The organism is Rhizobium sp. A22-96, from assembly GCF_053521805.1.
This window is the reverse complement of sequence record NZ_JBNWDQ010000003.1, coordinates 227082-241741: the sequence shown is the minus strand read 5'-3', so window position 1 is coordinate 241741 and position 14660 is coordinate 227082. Positions and strand designations below refer to the sequence as shown.

Below are 14660 nucleotides of genomic sequence, written 5' to 3'. Positions count from 1 at the left end.
CTTTACCCTCCCCTTGAGGGGGAGGGTCGGACCGCAGGTCCGGGGTGGGGTGATCTGCGACGATCTCTAGAGGTCCGAAGTCACCCCCACCCGCCGCTTCGCGGCGACCTCCCCCCTCAAGGGGGAGGTGTTAATTTACCGCACCGGCGCGACCAGGGAAAAAAACGCACCCTGCGGGTCGGTAGCCTGGACGATCCAGCTGCCGCCGGGAACTTCCATGGGGCCATTGACGATTGTGCCGCCACCCTCGGTGATCCGCGTGATCGCCGCGTCGATAGCCGGCACGTTGATATAGAAATTCCAGGCCGGCACCGGCATTTCCGCCGGCTTGGTCATGATGCCGCCGAAGTCGCGGTCGCCGATCTTGAAGATCTTGTATTTGCCCATCGGCCCCATGTCGAAATCGGAACTCGATTCCCAGCCGAACATCTCGCAATAGAAATCGAAAGCCTTCGGGCCGTCACCGGCATAAAGCTCGTGCCAGCCGAAATAGCCGGGGGTAGCGGGCGCCGCCGGTTCCCAATCCTGACCCGGCAACGGCGTGAAGAGGCAGAAGGCAGCGCCATAGGGATCAGCAACCACGGCAAAGCGGCCAACACCTGGAATATCGGTCGGCTCGCGGTAAAGCTTGCCGCCCTTGGCAACAACGGTCTTTGCGGCCTCATCGACGTCGGGAACACCGATATAGCCGGTCCAGCAGGGCGGCGTGCCCATGGCTTTTGCTTCCTCGGGCAAAATCATCAACCCGGCGACCGGACCTGCACCGGCACTGAACAGCGTGTAGTCCATGCCGACTTCCGGCATGCCGGCATCGGCTGCATCCCAGCCGACAACCTTGCGGTAGAAAGCCTCTGCTGCCGCCATATCCGACGTCATCAGCTCGTACCAGACAAAATATCCCTTCTCAGCCATCGAATCTCTCTCCCTATTGTAATTGTGGCAGTCGTCTGTATCGGCCTGCGCACGATGTCGGCACAGGCGCATCATCGCCGATAAAAGTGACGGCCGAGCGATGGTTGATCGACCGACCAGTCTGTTACCCGGCAAGCAGGCGCTAGTTTATAACTAGGCACGACGCGCGATAATTCGACCCCTATGTTTCCGCCGCTTAGATCCATCAGGTCCCATCCGCATTAACGGCAGCAGGAATCCGCCTTCGCAGTGTCCTCATATTCGTCATGGCGCCGGACGAAATTCATCGTGCTGCTTTCGTTGCGTCCCTTTGGGGCGCGATCGAGGATCATCAAGGTGCCGATCAACTCTTCCGGGCCACGGGCATAGCTCGAATAGGTGTGGAAGACATTGCCGGCATCGTCCTTATAGAAGGCGCTGAGGCCGGGAAGCTCGTCAAACCCTTCTACCGAATCCATGGGCGTGAAATTGTAGAAGACCGTCTCGCCGGCGAGCTGCTCCTTCGAGAAGGAGACGTGATAATCGAAGTTGAAGTCGCTGCCGAAGGACGACACCCAGGGGAAACGCCAGCCCATGCGCTTTTTATAGGCTTCCACTTTGTCGAGCGGGGCGCGGGATGCGGCTATCAGCGTAACGTCATGATGGTTGAGATGCGGAAGTGCGCCATCGAGATGATCGGCAAGGAAGGAGCAGCCGGTGCAGCCGGCATCCCAGTCCGGGCCGAGCATGAAATGATAGACGATCAGCTGGTGGCGGCCATCGAAGAGATCGGCAAGCGACTTCCTGCCCGCAGGCGTGTCGAAGGCATAATCCTTGTCCACCTTCACCCATGGCAGAGCCAGGCGCTCGGCATTGACGCGATCGCGCAGATGCGTCGCCTCCTTTTCGCTGGCGAGCAATTGCCGACGGGCCTCCAGCCATACGTCTCTGGAAACTATCTGGTTCATTGTCAGCGCCCTCCTCCGGCGTTCCAACTCCAAAATCTTGACAAATACATTGATATCAATATTAATTAATCATGTCAAACACAGTACAAGTCCCCTTTGAAACCACCCTACTTGTGCGCGACACCTGCCTATGCCTGCATGTGCAGCGTGCCGCACGCGCCCTGGCTCGTCGCTTCGATGAAGCGCTGAGACCGTTTGGACTGACCAACGGCCAGTTTTCCCTGATGATGTCCCTGAATAGACCAATGCCCGCATCCATGGCCTCGGTTACGGCGCTGCTTGCGATGGACCAGACAACGCTGACTGCCGCCCTGAAACCGCTGGAGCGACGCGGATGGGTAAACATCGTGCCCAATCCTAAGGATCGCCGCGCTCGTCTGCTCAGCCTCACACCGTCTGGTCAAGCGGCTCTTGCCGCGGCCGTACCCACGTGGAAGCTGACGCATGCGGCACTGGAAGAGCGGCTGCCCGATGGCAACGGCGACCGCTTGCGCCGCGATCTGGCAATGCTGCTCTGAAGGCTGTTACGACAGCCGGGGATCGTTGCCGAAATCCTGCCTTTCGAAGCCGATGCGGCGCCTGGGAAATTCGCAGAGTGCCTGAACGCCGGCTCGTGACAGGCGGATGCGCCAGGTTTGGCGTTCGACAGGTTCGCGCGCAGCAAAAGCCTTGGCGGTCAAAAGGGCGATGTTCCTGCCGCCCTGGGGATCCCGCACAGAGCGATAGAGGATAGCCTCGCCCCCTCCCGCTCGCGCCGCCTCGGCAAGCGACTGGCATACTTCGTAGTTAACCGGATCGGTCCACTGCTGCCGGTCACGGTCCAATGGGGGGCTCGTCAGGTCGATTGCCTGTTTGGTGGCGATGGCAGCGGCAAAGGCTGTGTATTCCGCCGCATTACCGGGCAAGGGCGTGTCGGGGGAATCGCGAAAGAACAGCAGCCGATAGAAGCTCATCTCGGCCAGCGCCGTTTCCACCTGCTCTGAGGCATAGAAAACACCGAGCGTGCGGCCCGCACGCCGAAAACGGGAGCCGTGCGGATAGATTGCACCATAGCGAAAGGGAGTCGCCAGCAGATAGTCGAGACCAGCGCATTCCGGCGGCAGGACCGGCTTGCTCTCCTCCAGAAGCGTTTCGAGAAGCGCCTGCTCCTCCAGAGTATCGACCAGCTTCAGCGTCGAGACCTGATGCTGCGATTCCACCAGCCGCCAATAGCGGCCGGAAATAGCGCGCGCCTCAGATGAGAGCGCGGCGGGCGTCCAGATAGGCAAGGACATCGGTCAATCCGGAAATTGAGGTGATCTTGTCTTGGGGGGCTGCGCCAAGGGCGAGATTGTTGTTGCGTAGCCACTGGCGCGCCACGGCCTCGTCGCCGCCAACGATGGCGTCGAGCGAGCGAAATAGGCGGACGAAGAGCACGCCGAGTTCGAAGGGCTTGCTGTCGCGCTCCAGAAGATGATCCTGCCGCTTCATGCGCGACACAGTCGCCTCGGAAACGCCGATGACGGCCGCCAGTATGCGGGCATTCAATCCCAGCCGCTCGGCAGCATTGACCACCGCCTTGGTGATGACAACAGCCTCACCAGGCTTTGCATGACTCAATATTTGGGTTTTCGCCATAGCCACATCCTTTCCTTGGAAAACATATAGCATATTTCTTGCAAAGGAAAAGGAGCGGCGAGTAAAAAGCTCACCGCTCCCAATCTATTCTTGCCGCCCTTCAGGCAGCACGACTAAGTTCCGTCTTAGGCGACGGTGACAGGCACTTCGGTCGAGGTGCGCATGGCGTGGCTGTAGGGGCACACGATGTGAGCAGCGGCGGCAAGCTTTTCAGCTTCGGCCTTGTCCATACCAGGAATGTGAACCGACAGGGCTACGTCGATGCCGAAACCGCCGCCGTCCTCACGCGGGCCGATGCCGACCGTTACGGTGACCTTGGTGTCTTCCGGAACCTTGACCTTCTGCTGACCTGCGACAAATTTCAAAGCACCGAGGAAGCAGGCGGAATAGCCGGCAGCAAAGAGCTGCTCGGGATTGGTGCCGGTGGCGCCATCGCCGCCAAGTTCCTTCGGAACGGTCAGCGTGACGTCGAGAACGCCATTTTCGGAAACAGCGCGGCCAGCGCGGCCACCCGTGGCAGAAGCTTTGGTGGTGTAGAGAATAGGCATGTCATGTCTCCCTTCGGTTTGGATGATTATTGTATATATCACGATTTAATCGTGCGCAACATATATTTTTTGCAATTTGATTTTGCAAAGTGAATTTGTGACAATGCCGCCAACAAGAAAATGGCGGAGCAGCAATGACAGACAATGTGAATGGGCAAACCATCATCCCGGATGAGGAAAAGCGGCTCGAAAGGCAGCTTTGCTTTGCGGTTTACAGCGCTGCGCATGCTTTTAACCGCGCCTACAAGCCTATCCTCGATCGGGTTGGCCTCACCTATCCGCAATATCTCGTGATGCTCGTCCTATGGGAAAAAGGCAGCCTGTCGGTCAAGATCATCGGCGAAAAGCTCGATCTCGATTCTGGCACGCTCTCGCCTCTTCTGAAGCGATTGGAACAGGCAGGCCTGATCGGCCGTGCACGCGATCCGAGGGATGAGCGTCAGGTGATTGTCTCACTCACGGAAAAGGGCAGCGCCATGCAATGTCAGGTCGATACGATCATGGGCGCCATCGGCCAGGCTACCGGCTGCGACATGACCGAGATCTCCAATTTGCGCGACCAGTTGCGGCGGCTGAAGACCAACCTCGCCGCCGAGTGAGGCCGCGCGCGTTTACCATGTGCCTTTGCGGTAAAAGCGAGGAAATAAAAAAGGGCGCCGCTTTCGGGCGCCCTGCTGTTTTCGTGGTCTTGCGATCTTACGCGGTGACCAGGATCGGTGCGCGCTCGGGAACGCGGTCATAGAGATCGATGACATCCTGATTGAGCAGACGGACGCAGCCTGAGGAAACGGCCTTACCGATGGAGCGCCATTCCGGATTGCCGTGCAGGCGGTAAAGCGAATCCTGCTTGTCTTCGAAGATGTAGAGCGCGCGGGCGCCGAGCGGGTTCTTCAGGCCAGGATCCATGCCGCCATTGGCGATGGAGAACTTGACGAGCTCCGGCTGGCGGGCGACCATTTCATCCGGCGGGTTCCAGCGCGGCCACTTCTTGCGCCATTGAATGACGCCGCGGCCCTGCCACGCAAAGCCTTCGCGGCCGACGCCGATGCCGTAACGCATCGCCGTGCCACCCTGTTCGGTGACGTACAGCATGCGCTGGGTGGTGTTGACCACGACGCTACCCGGTGCTTCGCCTGTCGGATCGACGACGCGCTGGCGATAGAAGCGCGGATCAATCTGCTGGTAGGGTACGGCTGGAACATGGAAACCGCCGTCGTCCACGGCCGCATAGATCACTGCCGGATCCGGTTGCTCGCCATCATAGCTGGAAAACCAGGTACGGAACGGCCTGGGCGAGCCGGTATATTGCACCGGGCTGACGACAGAGCCGTTTTCGACAGTGGAGGCACAGCCGGCGAGCGTCGTGACGGCGCCGATGCTAGCAAGGGTGAGGAAATTACGTCGGGATAGTGATGGAGGCACGCTCATGTCGACAGCATCGTTCCTATTGAAGGGGAAGCAAGAACCCGAGACAAACAGGCTGATTCGGCTCCCCGGAGGTTCGCAGAGACAGGAGCGAAACTAAAGAGCGCAGCCGCGTACCGCTATCGCACTTATGCAACATCACGAAAATTTGTGGTAAATTAGCACTACAAAACGACAATTTCGGCTTTATCCGGCACTCGGTTGTAGAGATCTATCACGTCCTGGTTGAGCATGCGCACACAGCCGGACGAAGCCGCCCTGCCGATCGACTGCCAATCCGGCGTCCCGTGAACACGGTAAAGCGTGTCCTTGCCATTCTGATAGATGTAAAGCGCCCGTGCACCGAGGGGATTGGTCGGCCCCGGATTCATGCCGCCGCGCTCGGCCGACAATGGTCTCATCTGCGGCTCGCGGGAAACCATTTCGGCCGGCGGCGTCCAGCGCGGCCATTTCTGCTTCCACTGGATCACGCCCTTGCCATGCCAGGCATAACCTGCGGCACCGAGGCCCACGCCGTAACGCATGGCCTTGCCGCCCGGCTCGATAAGATAGAGGTAGTGGTTTCTGGTATCGACGACGATCGTACCGGGCCGCTCGCTGCTCGTGTAGTCCACTTCCTGACGCAGGAAGCGCGGATCGATGCGCTTGTAGGGAATGGCCGGCAGCGTGAAGTCGTCTTCGCTGCGCTGCGCATACATGGCCTGATGCACCGGATTGAAGGTCGGCAGACCATAGGTCTGATGGAATTGCGTGCGGAAGAGATCACGAGATTGCGGCACGGGCTGCACCGGCAAGCGGTGCACTCTCTGTGGATCGATGCCCTCCGGGCGGTAAAACACCGGCGTCGTGTCCTGCACGAAGCGATCCGGATCGGTCGCACCTGTATCCGGAATGATGCTGCAGGCGGACAAACCAGCCAAGGCGGCTGCGGCAAGCAGGCGACGGGAAACGGGCAGCAGATCGGCCATCATCGAAAACCATTTGGAACACAGATCGGGTCGGCGACACCATGGCGGATGCGGCTGGAGCGAAGCTGGCGTCGGCAGCGAAGATATTGCGCGGATTGACCAAACTTCTGTTTTCCCTCGCGGCATCATGGGCTAGACCATTGCGAGACGGAGGATGGCATGAATATCGACAGTCTCGACCCGAGCATCTTCGACCGGACCGATCGCAAGACCTGGCTGAAGTTGGTGGAACGGGCGCTGAAGGGCAAGGATTTCCAGGAAACGCTGGTATCGCAAACCGACGACGGCATTGCGATCGAACCGCTCTACGAGCGCCGGTCAGACTGCGCGCCTTTATCGCGCAAGCGGGCCGATATCCCCTGGACCCTCACCCAGCGCATGGACGATCCCGATGTGGATCGCGCTCTTCGGCAGCTCGAGGACGATCTTGCCAACGGCGCCAGCGGCATTTGTATCGTCTCCCCTCAATCCGCCTCTGGCTTTGGCACGGGAACCAGCGTCGACACGCCGGCATTTGCCCAGAGAATCGCTGACGCGCTATCCGGCAAGACCATCTCGCTACGCCTCGATGGCTTCACCACTGATGCCACGGCGACTTTGAGCACTGCGCTGAAAGCCAACCCACTGACGGAGATGCACCTTGGCCTCGACGCTTTTTCAGCAGGTGCCGCACAAGCCGATATAATGGGCGATATTCGCCGTTTCTCCGAACAAAAGCTGCCCGGCACGATCGTCAACGCAGACGGCCGCGCCGTCCATAATGCCGGCGGAACCGAAGCGCAGGAACTGGCCGTCATGGCCGCAAGCCTTGCAGGCCATCTGCGCTTGCTGAATGACGCCGGACTTTCGCCGGAAGCAGCGTTGGCGGCGGTGAGCCTTTGCCTGTCGGCCGACCAGAATCAGTTCACAACCATGGCCAAGATCCGTGCAGCACGATTGATCTTCGGCCGCATCGCCGAGGTCTGTGGGGTTTCCAATCCGCAGCCCGCGCATCTCCTGGTGGAGACGAGCTATCGCATGCTTACGAAGCTCGATCCGGAGACGAACACGCTGCGCAACACCATCGCGGTCTTTGCCGCCGGCACCGGTGGCGCAGATGAAATCGCAGTGCTGCCGCACAGCCTAGCGCATGGCATTCCCGATCCGCTGGCGCGGCGGCTGGCGCGCAACACACAGACGATCCTCATCGCCGAAAGCCATCTCGACCACGTTACTGATCCCGCCGCCGGCGCTGGTGGCATCGAAGCGCTGACCGATACACTGGCCGAACGGGCGTGGGAAATCTTTACCGGTATCGAGCGCGACGGCGGCTTGGCAAAGGTGATCGCCAGCGGCCAACTGGCGGCGATGGTTGCCGAGGCGTGTGCAAGCCGCAGCACCAAGCCCATTGTTGGATCCACCTTGTTTGCGATGAAGACGGAGCGGCCGGTCGAGATCCTGGGCCCGCCGGGGCCGCTTGTGGGCGGCATGGGGCTGACACCACTACGGCTGGATGAGGGAGTGGGGGCATGAGAGCGACCATCGAATTCATTGCAGTTGCACCGGCATTCACGGAGGTATCGGCTCCATGACCCAAATTCCCGACTTCGCCAATATCCCCTGGACAAAGCCGCAAACCAAGGCGGCGGCGACGGATGCGCCGGTCTGGGACACCCCGGAAGGCATCGCCGTCAAGCGTCGCTATGACGAACGCGATCTCGCCGGCCTGCATTTCCTTGATACCCATCCAGGCGCCGCACCTTTCCTGCGCGGCCCCTACCCGACAATGTATGTCCAGCAACCCTGGACCATTAGGCAGTATGCCGGATTTTCCACGGCCGAGGAGTCCAACGCCTTCTATCGCCGCAACCTCGCGGCCGGCCAGAAAGGTCTCTCCGTCGCCTTCGACCTTGCCACCCATCGCGGCTACGACAGCGATCATCCACGTGTGGCGGGCGATGTCGGCATGGCAGGCGTGGCGATCGATTCCATTCTCGACATGCGCCAGCTCTTCGACGGCATACCGCTCGACGAGATGAGCGTCTCCATGACCATGAACGGCGCCGTGCTGCCGGTCATGGCGCTCTATATCGTCGCAGGCGAGGAACAAGGCGTTTCCGAGGACAAGCTGTCGGGCACGATCCAGAACGACATCCTCAAGGAGTTCATGGTCCGCAACACCTACATCTATCCGCCACAGCCTTCGATGCGGATCGTTTCGGACATTTTCAGCTATACCAGCCAGCGAATGCCGAAGTTCAACTCGATCTCGATTTCCGGCTATCACATGCAGGAAGCCGGAGCGAGCGCCGATCTGGAGCTGGCCTACACGATCGCCGACGGCATAGAATATGCGCGGGCCGGCGTCGCGGCCGGGATGGATATCGATAGTTTCGCGCCTCGCCTCTCCTTCTTCTGGGCCGTCGGCATGAACTTCTTCATGGAAGTCGCCAAGATGCGCGCGGGCCGGCTGATCTGGGCTGCGTTGATGCAGAAGAATTTCGCACCGAAGGATCAGAAATCCCTGGCGCTCAGGACTCACAGCCAGACCTCCGGCTGGTCGCTGACGGCGCAGGACCCGATGAACAACATCATCCGCACCATGGTCGAGGCCATGGCGGCGACGCAGGGGCATACACAATCACTCCACACCAATTCCTTCGACGAAGCCTTGGCATTGCCGACCGACCATTCGGCCCGCATCGCCCGCAACACGCAGATCCTGCTGCAGAAGGAATCCGGCACGACAGGCATCATCGACCCCTGGGGCGGTTCGGCTTATGTCGAGCGTCTGACCCATGATCTTGCAGCCCGCGCCCTTTCGCATATCGAGGAGGTCGAAGCGCTCGGCGGCATGGCGAAAGCGATCGAAAAGGGCATTCCGAAGCTTCGCATCGAAGAGGCCTCGGCCCGCACGCAAGCGCGTATCGACAGCGGCCATCAGATCCTCGTCGGCATCAACTTTTCCAAGCCGGAAAAGGATATCGAAGTCGACGTACTGAAGGTCGACAATTCCGAAGTGCGCGCCCGGCAGCTCTCGAAGCTGCAGCAATTGAAGGGCACGCGCGAGACCACTGCGGTGGAAACGGCCCTCGATGCCTTGACGGACGCCGCACGCAACGGCACGGGCAATCTGCTCGACTTTGCCGTCAAGGCGGCGCGGGCAAGGGCGACGGTCGGCGAAATTTCGCTGGCGATGGAAAAGGCCTTCGGCCGCCATGTCGCCGTGATCAGGACCATCTCTGGCGTCTATCGTCAGGAAGTCGGCGGTGCCGACCCGATCTTCAACAAGGCAGTCGCCGCGGTCGAAGCCTTCCGCAAGGCGCGCGGCGAAAAGCCCCGCATTCTCATCGCCAAGATGGGACAGGACGGCCATGATCGCGGCCAGAAAGTCATCGCAACGGCATTCGCCGATCTCGGCTTCGACGTCATCGTCGGCGCGATGTTCCAGACGCCGGAAGAAGTGGCGGATGTTGCCGTTCGGGAAGGTGTCGATATCCTTGGCGCATCCTCACTTGCGGCTGGGCATCTGACATTGGTGCCGGAATTGAAGGAAGCCCTGTTGCGCCGCCACGCCGGCAATGTCCTGATCGCGGTCGGTGGCGTCATCCCGCCCCAGGATTTCGCGGCATTGGAAGCAGCCGGCGCAGACGCGATTTTCCCGCCGGGAACCGTGATCGCGGAAGCAGCAGCGGCATTGATCGAAAGATTGATGGTCTAGCAGCTATTGCCGCTAGACAGCCACGCTCTTAAAGAACTGGATGCTTTGTTCGATCTCGCCCGGCAGGGCTGAATTGTGGCTACCCGGCACCGTCGCCATCTCTATTTTCACGCCGCTGGCCGTCGCTCGTTTGGCGAGCAGCGCCAGTCGGGAGTCGAAATGGGCTTCCTCCGTACCGTGGAACAGCTTCATCGGGCTTCTGAAGCTGCGCGCATAGCAGAGCGGCGAACGCATCTGGAATTCGCGCGGATTCTTGGTGTTGAACCGGATATCCTCCGGATAGCGGCTGAAAAAGGCATAGGCATCCGGATTGCCGGAGATCGGCGCCACCGCCCGGAAACGCTTGGTCGACATGGCCGCCAGCATGGCCAGCGTGCCCCCGATGCTATGCCCGGCGAGGAACATGCGATGCGGGTCGACACCGGGCAAATTGCGCAAACGGTTGGAGGCGGCCAGCACATCGGCCACCTCATCGTAAAAGCCGGAGAAATTGCCCTTCTGGCCATTTTCACCCCGCATGGAGGGGATCATGACGACATAGCCGGCCTCGACATAGGGCTTCATCAGCTGCCAATGACCTTGGCCGATGGCATTGCCGCCATGCAGGAAAAGCACGGCCGGTTTCGGCGTACGTGTGCGCACGTAGCGGGAAACCCAGGCGACAAGCTCCAACTGGCCACCGAGACCGCTGCGATAGAAGAGCTGGTCGGCGGTTGGCGGCGTCACCAGCGGTTCGTAGATATCCGGCGCCGGCCCCTTGCTGAGCAGATCCGTCTTGAAGAGATAGCGTTCCTTGCGGTAGTCGCCCGACATCAACGGCGGCGCATCCGCGGCCTTTTCATCACCCCTGGGGACAACCACTGGCTTGCTATCGGCCGGCTTGCTCCCAACCGTGCTGTCATCAGCCGCTCTCACAATATTCGGCGCGAAAAGCGTGACAGCCAGACCGGCCAGAACGCGGCGGCGATTGGGACGGAATATGTTGTCGTCAGACATGGTCATAGGCTTTGTCCAAATATCCCGGCGCAGCTCAAATCTGCATGGATTGAAAGGCAAGGCCAACTCACATTGTGGTGAGGAATCGCCCTACCCTATTCATCAACAGCGGGAGCCTTCGCGTCAATCAGCGCGATCAAAGTTTCCAGCCTATCCGCCTCATAGGGCGGCTTATCCGGCCGAAGACGGGCGATGCGGGGAAAACGCATCGCAACACCGGATTTATGGCGGGTCGAGCGATTGATGCCCTCGAAGGCAACTTCGAGGACGAAGCCGAAATCGCGATCGGCGCGCACCGCCCGCACCGGACCAAAGCGGTCGACCGTGTTGTTCCGCACGAACTTGTCGAGCACTTCGAGCTCGGCATCGGTGAAACCGAAATAAGCCTTGCCGACGGGCACCAGCTGTTCGCCCTCCGGCGTCATCGACCAGACACCGAAGGTGAAATCGGAATAATAGCTGGAACGCTTGCCGTGGCCGCGCTGCGCATACATCAGCACGGCATCGACATTATAGGGATCGCGCTTCCATTTGAACCATGGCCCCTTGGCCCGGCCGGCGAGATAGGCGCTGTCACGGCGCTTGATCATCACGCCCTCGATCACCGGATCTGGTGGCGAGGAACGCAGCCGGTCGAGTTCATCCCAGGACGTGAAATCGACAAGGGGCGACAGATCGAAGCGGTCATGGGGCGCTGTCTCGACGATCTCTGTCAGCCGCTGGCGTCGGTGGAGAAAACCGCGACCACGCACATCCTCCTCGCGGTCGAACAGAAGATCGTAGGCGCGGATGAAGGCAGGAAACTCCTCCAGCATCTTCGCTGTGACCGTCTTGCGGTTGAGGCGCTGCTGCAGATCCGAGAAGCTGCGCGTCGCGCTGTTGGAGCGCACGGTGCCACCGACCAGCAGCTCGCCATCCATGACGCCTTCAAAGCTCATCGCATCGACGATATCGGGAAAGGCGCCGGAGATATCGTCGCCGGAGCGGGAATAGAGCTTGCTCGTGGAACCGGAGCGCGAAAGCTGGACGCGGATGCCGTCCCATTTCCATTCGGCCGCAAAGTCTCTCGGATCCAGCCCATCGAGATCACCCGGCTCGACCGGATTGGCCAGCATGACGGAATGGAAGATCGCCGGCGTCGCCAGCACCGGCCGCTCTCCCCGCCCCTCGAGCCACTGGAACAGGCTTTCATAAGGCGGCTGCAACCCATGCCACAGCGTTTCGATTTCGGTCACGTCCTTGCCGCTGAGCTCAGCGAGTGCCTGCTTGGCAAGCCGGGCCGATACGCCGATGCGCAGGGCACCGGTCGCGAGCTTGAGGAAGGCGAAGCGCCCCGAAGTATCCAGCTTGTCCAGCAAATCGCGGACGAAACCGCGAACCTCGGTACGCCCCAGCGCATTCATGCGGCTGATAACCTCGCCGAGCCTTGGCTGCTCGGCTGCAGAACGCTCGATATCGCTTTCCTTGTCCCAGACCAGCGAGATGGTCTCGGCGAGATCGCCGACATAGTCATAGGAATAGCGGAACAGCACCTCGTCCATGCGCTCCAGCACGAGCTCGCGCAGCATGGCGGGCTTGACGTTGCGCACCTCCAGCGTGCCGGCGATGGCGGCAAGGCCATAACCGCGATCGGGATCGGGCGTGTCGCGGAAATAGTCAGTCAGCAGCTTCAGCTTACCGTTACGGCTCGGCGTCAGCACCAGGCGGTCGAGGAGATCGGCAAAGGCTTTCATCAATCGCCCTCGTCTTCATAGCCGATGAGATGCAAGGGCTTGGCCGCGATGCCCTGCAGCTCGCACCAGCGCACCAGCGCTTCCTCGCGGCCGTGGGTGACCCAGACCTCGGCCGGCTTCAACTCGGAAATCGTCTCGGTCAGCTCCGGCCAGTCGCAATGGTCCGATATGATCAGCGGCAACTCGACGCCAAGCTGCTTGGCGCGCTGGCGCACCATCATCCAGCCGGAGGCAAAAGCCGGCAATGGATCGTGAAACCGCCTCGCCCAGCGGTCCTGGAAAGCAGACGGCGGGCCGACGACAACGGCGCCGTGGAAGATCGACTGATCGCGGCTTTCTACCGTTGCCGGCCGCAATTCACCAAGCGCGATGCCCTGGCTGATATAGTAGTCGCACAAGGTCTCGAGCGCGCCGTGAATATAGATCGGCTTGTCATAGCCGGCATCACGCAGCAGCCGGATGACGCGCTGCGCCTTGCCGAGCGCATAGGCGCCGATGAGATGAGTGCGCTCGGGGAACTGGCGAAGGGACGCCAGAAGCTTCCGTGTCTCTACCATTGGATCGGGATGATGAAACACCGGCAGCCCGAAGGTGGCCTCAGTGATGAAGACATCGCAGGGAACAGGCACATAGGCCGCACAGGTCGGATCGGGCCGGCGCTTGTAATCGCCTGACACGACGATCCGCAACCCATCCTTCTCCACCGCGATCTGCGCCGAGCCGAGAACGTGGCCCGCCGGATGGAAGGACACTTTCACCCCGTTGATCGTCACCTCCTCGCCGAAGTCGGCTGCCTGCTCCGATCCGGCGAACTCAGCGCCATAGCGAATGCGCATGATATCCAGGGTCTGGCGTGTGGCGAGCACATGGGCGTGGCCCGAGCGGGCATGATCGGAATGGCCATGCGTTATCAACGCACGCTCGACCGGCTGCACGGGGTCGATGTAAAAGCCGCCGATCGGACAGAACAATCCTTCAGGCGCGGGATAAAGCAGTTGCTCCGGTCTCATGATTCAAGAGGATAGCGCGATTTGCACGATTAGGTAGCGATGGCAGCAGCTTTTTGATCGAATCCGCGTTCGAGCTGTCGATCGGGCAGATCGAAAACAAGGACATCCTCGCTATGTGGCTCCGCCTTAGCGACGACGACGCCATTGGGATCGACGATGGCAGTGCTACCATAGCTGAACCAGCCGTCATCATTGCTGCCGACGACATCTGACGCCATGACCCAGCATTTCGTGTGTCTGGCGCAGGTTTGCAGGCTAGATATGCCCGGCTTGTGCCACCTTTCCGCCTTGTGGGGCCGCAGCATCAGGTTGATGGGGTTGCAGATGAGGCCGGCGCCGTTTCGAGCCAGGCGACGCGATGTGTAGGGGTATCGGAGGTCGGCGCAGATATTGATGCCGAAGCGCCAGCTGCCCTCTTCCCAGATTGGGAAATCCTTTCCGGGCGAACAACCGCTTTCCAAAGGATGCGCCTTGGCATAGACGCCGATTATCTGGCCTGCCCTGGTAACGATGGCGCTGTTGTAGAGCGCCTCGCCTCTTTGCTCGAAAAGACCAACAATCGCAGTCGTTTTCCCCACGGCAAAGCGGCCCACGAGAGCATTCAAATTGTGATCGTCCAGGGAAAGAGCGCGCCGTCTGGCGATGGTCTCGTTGTAGCTGTGGCCTTGAAGGTAGCATTCAGGGAAGAGAGCGAGATCGATGCCTTGGGTTTCCGCCCATGCAAGATCGCGCGCCAACACGTCCGCCGCCTGATCGACGGCGTCGAAAAGTGCCATACGTTGAAAGGCTGCGATGCGCATGCGG

Annotated in this window: 15 protein-coding genes; 4 read left to right on the top strand and 11 right to left on the bottom strand. The window is 60.5% G+C overall.

Annotated elements, in window-relative coordinates:
* Positions 1-135: 135 nt before the first annotated feature.
* Positions 136-912: a VOC family protein gene (locus ACQZ6F_RS13915; protein WP_449093623.1), complete on the bottom strand. Its 777-nt coding sequence runs from the start codon at positions 910-912 to the stop codon at positions 136-138.
* A gap of 221 nt (positions 913-1133) precedes the next feature.
* On the bottom strand, positions 1134-1859 hold the full coding sequence (locus ACQZ6F_RS13910) for a DUF899 domain-containing protein (RefSeq protein ID WP_449093624.1): 726 nt from the start codon (positions 1857-1859) through the stop codon (positions 1134-1136).
* A 71-nt stretch (positions 1860-1930) separates the two neighbouring features.
* On the opposite strand from ACQZ6F_RS13910, the gene ACQZ6F_RS13905 reads away from it, so the two are divergent.
* Complete coding sequence (locus tag ACQZ6F_RS13905; protein WP_449093625.1) at positions 1931-2377, top strand: MarR family winged helix-turn-helix transcriptional regulator; 447 nt, start codon at positions 1931-1933, stop codon at positions 2375-2377.
* Between the two features lie 6 nt (positions 2378-2383).
* Here ACQZ6F_RS13905 and ACQZ6F_RS13900 read toward each other — a convergent pair whose 3' ends face one another.
* The 3 genes from ACQZ6F_RS13900 to ACQZ6F_RS13890 all read right to left on the bottom strand — a co-directional run bounded on the left by ACQZ6F_RS13900 (position 2384) and on the right by ACQZ6F_RS13890 (position 4024).
* On the bottom strand, positions 2384-3133 hold the full coding sequence (locus tag ACQZ6F_RS13900; RefSeq protein ID WP_449093626.1) for an RES family NAD+ phosphorylase: 750 nt from the start codon (positions 3131-3133) through the stop codon (positions 2384-2386).
* Entirely contained in the window at positions 3093-3476 is a 384-nt protein-coding gene (locus ACQZ6F_RS13895; RefSeq protein ID WP_449093627.1) for an antitoxin Xre/MbcA/ParS toxin-binding domain-containing protein, read from the bottom strand. The genes ACQZ6F_RS13900 and ACQZ6F_RS13895 overlap by 41 nt, the downstream gene beginning before the upstream one ends.
* A 125-nt stretch (positions 3477-3601) precedes the next feature.
* Positions 3602-4024, bottom strand: a complete 423-nt coding sequence (locus ACQZ6F_RS13890) for an organic hydroperoxide resistance protein (RefSeq protein WP_068385214.1) — start codon at positions 4022-4024, stop codon at positions 3602-3604.
* Between the two features lie 134 nt (positions 4025-4158).
* Here ACQZ6F_RS13890 and ACQZ6F_RS13885 point away from each other — a divergent pair, with 134 nt between their 5' ends.
* Positions 4159-4623: a MarR family winged helix-turn-helix transcriptional regulator gene (locus ACQZ6F_RS13885; protein WP_077471188.1), complete on the top strand. Its 465-nt coding sequence runs from the start codon at positions 4159-4161 to the stop codon at positions 4621-4623.
* Positions 4624-4720: 97 nt separating this feature from the next.
* On the opposite strand, the gene ACQZ6F_RS13880 is transcribed toward ACQZ6F_RS13885, so the two are convergent.
* Positions 4721-5452 carry a L,D-transpeptidase family protein gene (locus ACQZ6F_RS13880; RefSeq protein ID WP_077471189.1) on the bottom strand — a complete coding sequence of 244 codons (732 nt, stop codon included), beginning with the start codon at positions 5450-5452 and terminating at the stop codon, positions 4721-4723.
* A 161-nt stretch (positions 5453-5613) separates the two neighbouring features.
* On the bottom strand, positions 5614-6420 hold the full coding sequence (locus tag ACQZ6F_RS13875) for a L,D-transpeptidase (RefSeq protein ID WP_068385204.1): 807 nt from the start codon (positions 6418-6420) through the stop codon (positions 5614-5616).
* A 156-nt stretch (positions 6421-6576) separates the two neighbouring features.
* Between ACQZ6F_RS13875 and ACQZ6F_RS13870 the strand changes: the two genes are divergently transcribed.
* The gene (locus ACQZ6F_RS13870) at positions 6577-7929 is read left to right on the top strand and encodes a methylmalonyl-CoA mutase family protein (protein ID WP_449093628.1); all 1353 of its coding nucleotides are present in this window, start codon (positions 6577-6579) and stop codon (positions 7927-7929) included.
* 55 nt (positions 7930-7984) lie between these two features.
* Positions 7985-10117, top strand: coding sequence for a methylmalonyl-CoA mutase (gene scpA, locus ACQZ6F_RS13865; RefSeq protein WP_449093629.1), 2133 nt, complete (start codon positions 7985-7987; stop codon positions 10115-10117).
* Positions 10118-10129: 12 nt separating this feature from the next.
* Here scpA and ACQZ6F_RS13860 read toward each other — a convergent pair whose 3' ends face one another.
* The 4 genes from ACQZ6F_RS13860 to ACQZ6F_RS13845 form a co-directional block, all read right to left on the bottom strand.
* Positions 10130-11119: an alpha/beta hydrolase family protein gene (locus ACQZ6F_RS13860; protein WP_077471192.1), complete on the bottom strand. Its 990-nt coding sequence runs from the start codon at positions 11117-11119 to the stop codon at positions 10130-10132.
* 89 nt (positions 11120-11208) lie between these two features.
* Positions 11209-12846, bottom strand: a complete 1638-nt coding sequence (locus ACQZ6F_RS13855; protein ID WP_449093630.1) for a cisplatin damage response ATP-dependent DNA ligase — start codon at positions 12844-12846, stop codon at positions 11209-11211.
* Positions 12846-13856 carry a ligase-associated DNA damage response exonuclease gene (locus ACQZ6F_RS13850; protein WP_449093631.1) on the bottom strand — a complete coding sequence of 337 codons (1011 nt, stop codon included), beginning with the start codon at positions 13854-13856 and terminating at the stop codon, positions 12846-12848. The genes ACQZ6F_RS13855 and ACQZ6F_RS13850 overlap by 1 nt, the downstream gene beginning before the upstream one ends.
* Before the next feature lie 29 nt (positions 13857-13885).
* Positions 13886-14656 carry a carbon-nitrogen hydrolase family protein gene (locus tag ACQZ6F_RS13845; RefSeq protein WP_449093632.1) on the bottom strand — a complete coding sequence of 257 codons (771 nt, stop codon included), beginning with the start codon at positions 14654-14656 and terminating at the stop codon, positions 13886-13888.
* Positions 14657-14660 lie beyond the last annotated feature (4 nt).

What these genes read in the sequence shown, in the direction of transcription:
- ACQZ6F_RS13915 (WP_449093623.1), bottom strand. Translation starts at nt 912, where the DNA reads ATGGCTGAGAAGGGATATTTTGTCTGGTACGAGCTGATGACGTCGGAT.
- ACQZ6F_RS13910 (WP_449093624.1), bottom strand. Translation starts at nt 1,859, where the DNA reads ATGAACCAGATAGTTTCCAGAGACGTATGGCTGGAGGCCCGTCGGCAA.
- ACQZ6F_RS13905 (WP_449093625.1), top strand. Translation starts at nt 1,931, where the DNA reads ATGTCAAACACAGTACAAGTCCCCTTTGAAACCACCCTACTTGTGCGC.
- ACQZ6F_RS13900 (WP_449093626.1), bottom strand. Translation starts at nt 3,133, where the DNA reads ATGTCCTTGCCTATCTGGACGCCCGCCGCGCTCTCATCTGAGGCGCGC.
- ACQZ6F_RS13895 (WP_449093627.1), bottom strand. Translation starts at nt 3,476, where the DNA reads ATGGCGAAAACCCAAATATTGAGTCATGCAAAGCCTGGTGAGGCTGTT.
- ACQZ6F_RS13890 (WP_068385214.1), bottom strand. Translation starts at nt 4,024, where the DNA reads ATGCCTATTCTCTACACCACCAAAGCTTCTGCCACGGGTGGCCGCGCT.
- ACQZ6F_RS13885 (WP_077471188.1), top strand. Translation starts at nt 4,159, where the DNA reads ATGACAGACAATGTGAATGGGCAAACCATCATCCCGGATGAGGAAAAG.
- ACQZ6F_RS13880 (WP_077471189.1), bottom strand. Translation starts at nt 5,452, where the DNA reads ATGAGCGTGCCTCCATCACTATCCCGACGTAATTTCCTCACCCTTGCT.
- ACQZ6F_RS13875 (WP_068385204.1), bottom strand. Translation starts at nt 6,420, where the DNA reads ATGATGGCCGATCTGCTGCCCGTTTCCCGTCGCCTGCTTGCCGCAGCC.
- ACQZ6F_RS13870 (WP_449093628.1), top strand. Translation starts at nt 6,577, where the DNA reads ATGAATATCGACAGTCTCGACCCGAGCATCTTCGACCGGACCGATCGC.
- scpA (WP_449093629.1), top strand. Translation starts at nt 7,985, where the DNA reads ATGACCCAAATTCCCGACTTCGCCAATATCCCCTGGACAAAGCCGCAA.
- ACQZ6F_RS13860 (WP_077471192.1), bottom strand. Translation starts at nt 11,119, where the DNA reads ATGACCATGTCTGACGACAACATATTCCGTCCCAATCGCCGCCGCGTT.
- ACQZ6F_RS13855 (WP_449093630.1), bottom strand. Translation starts at nt 12,846, where the DNA reads ATGAAAGCCTTTGCCGATCTCCTCGACCGCCTGGTGCTGACGCCGAGC.
- ACQZ6F_RS13850 (WP_449093631.1), bottom strand. Translation starts at nt 13,856, where the DNA reads ATGAGACCGGAGCAACTGCTTTATCCCGCGCCTGAAGGATTGTTCTGT.
- ACQZ6F_RS13845 (WP_449093632.1), bottom strand. Translation starts at nt 14,656, where the DNA reads ATGCGCATCGCAGCCTTTCAACGTATGGCACTTTTCGACGCCGTCGAT.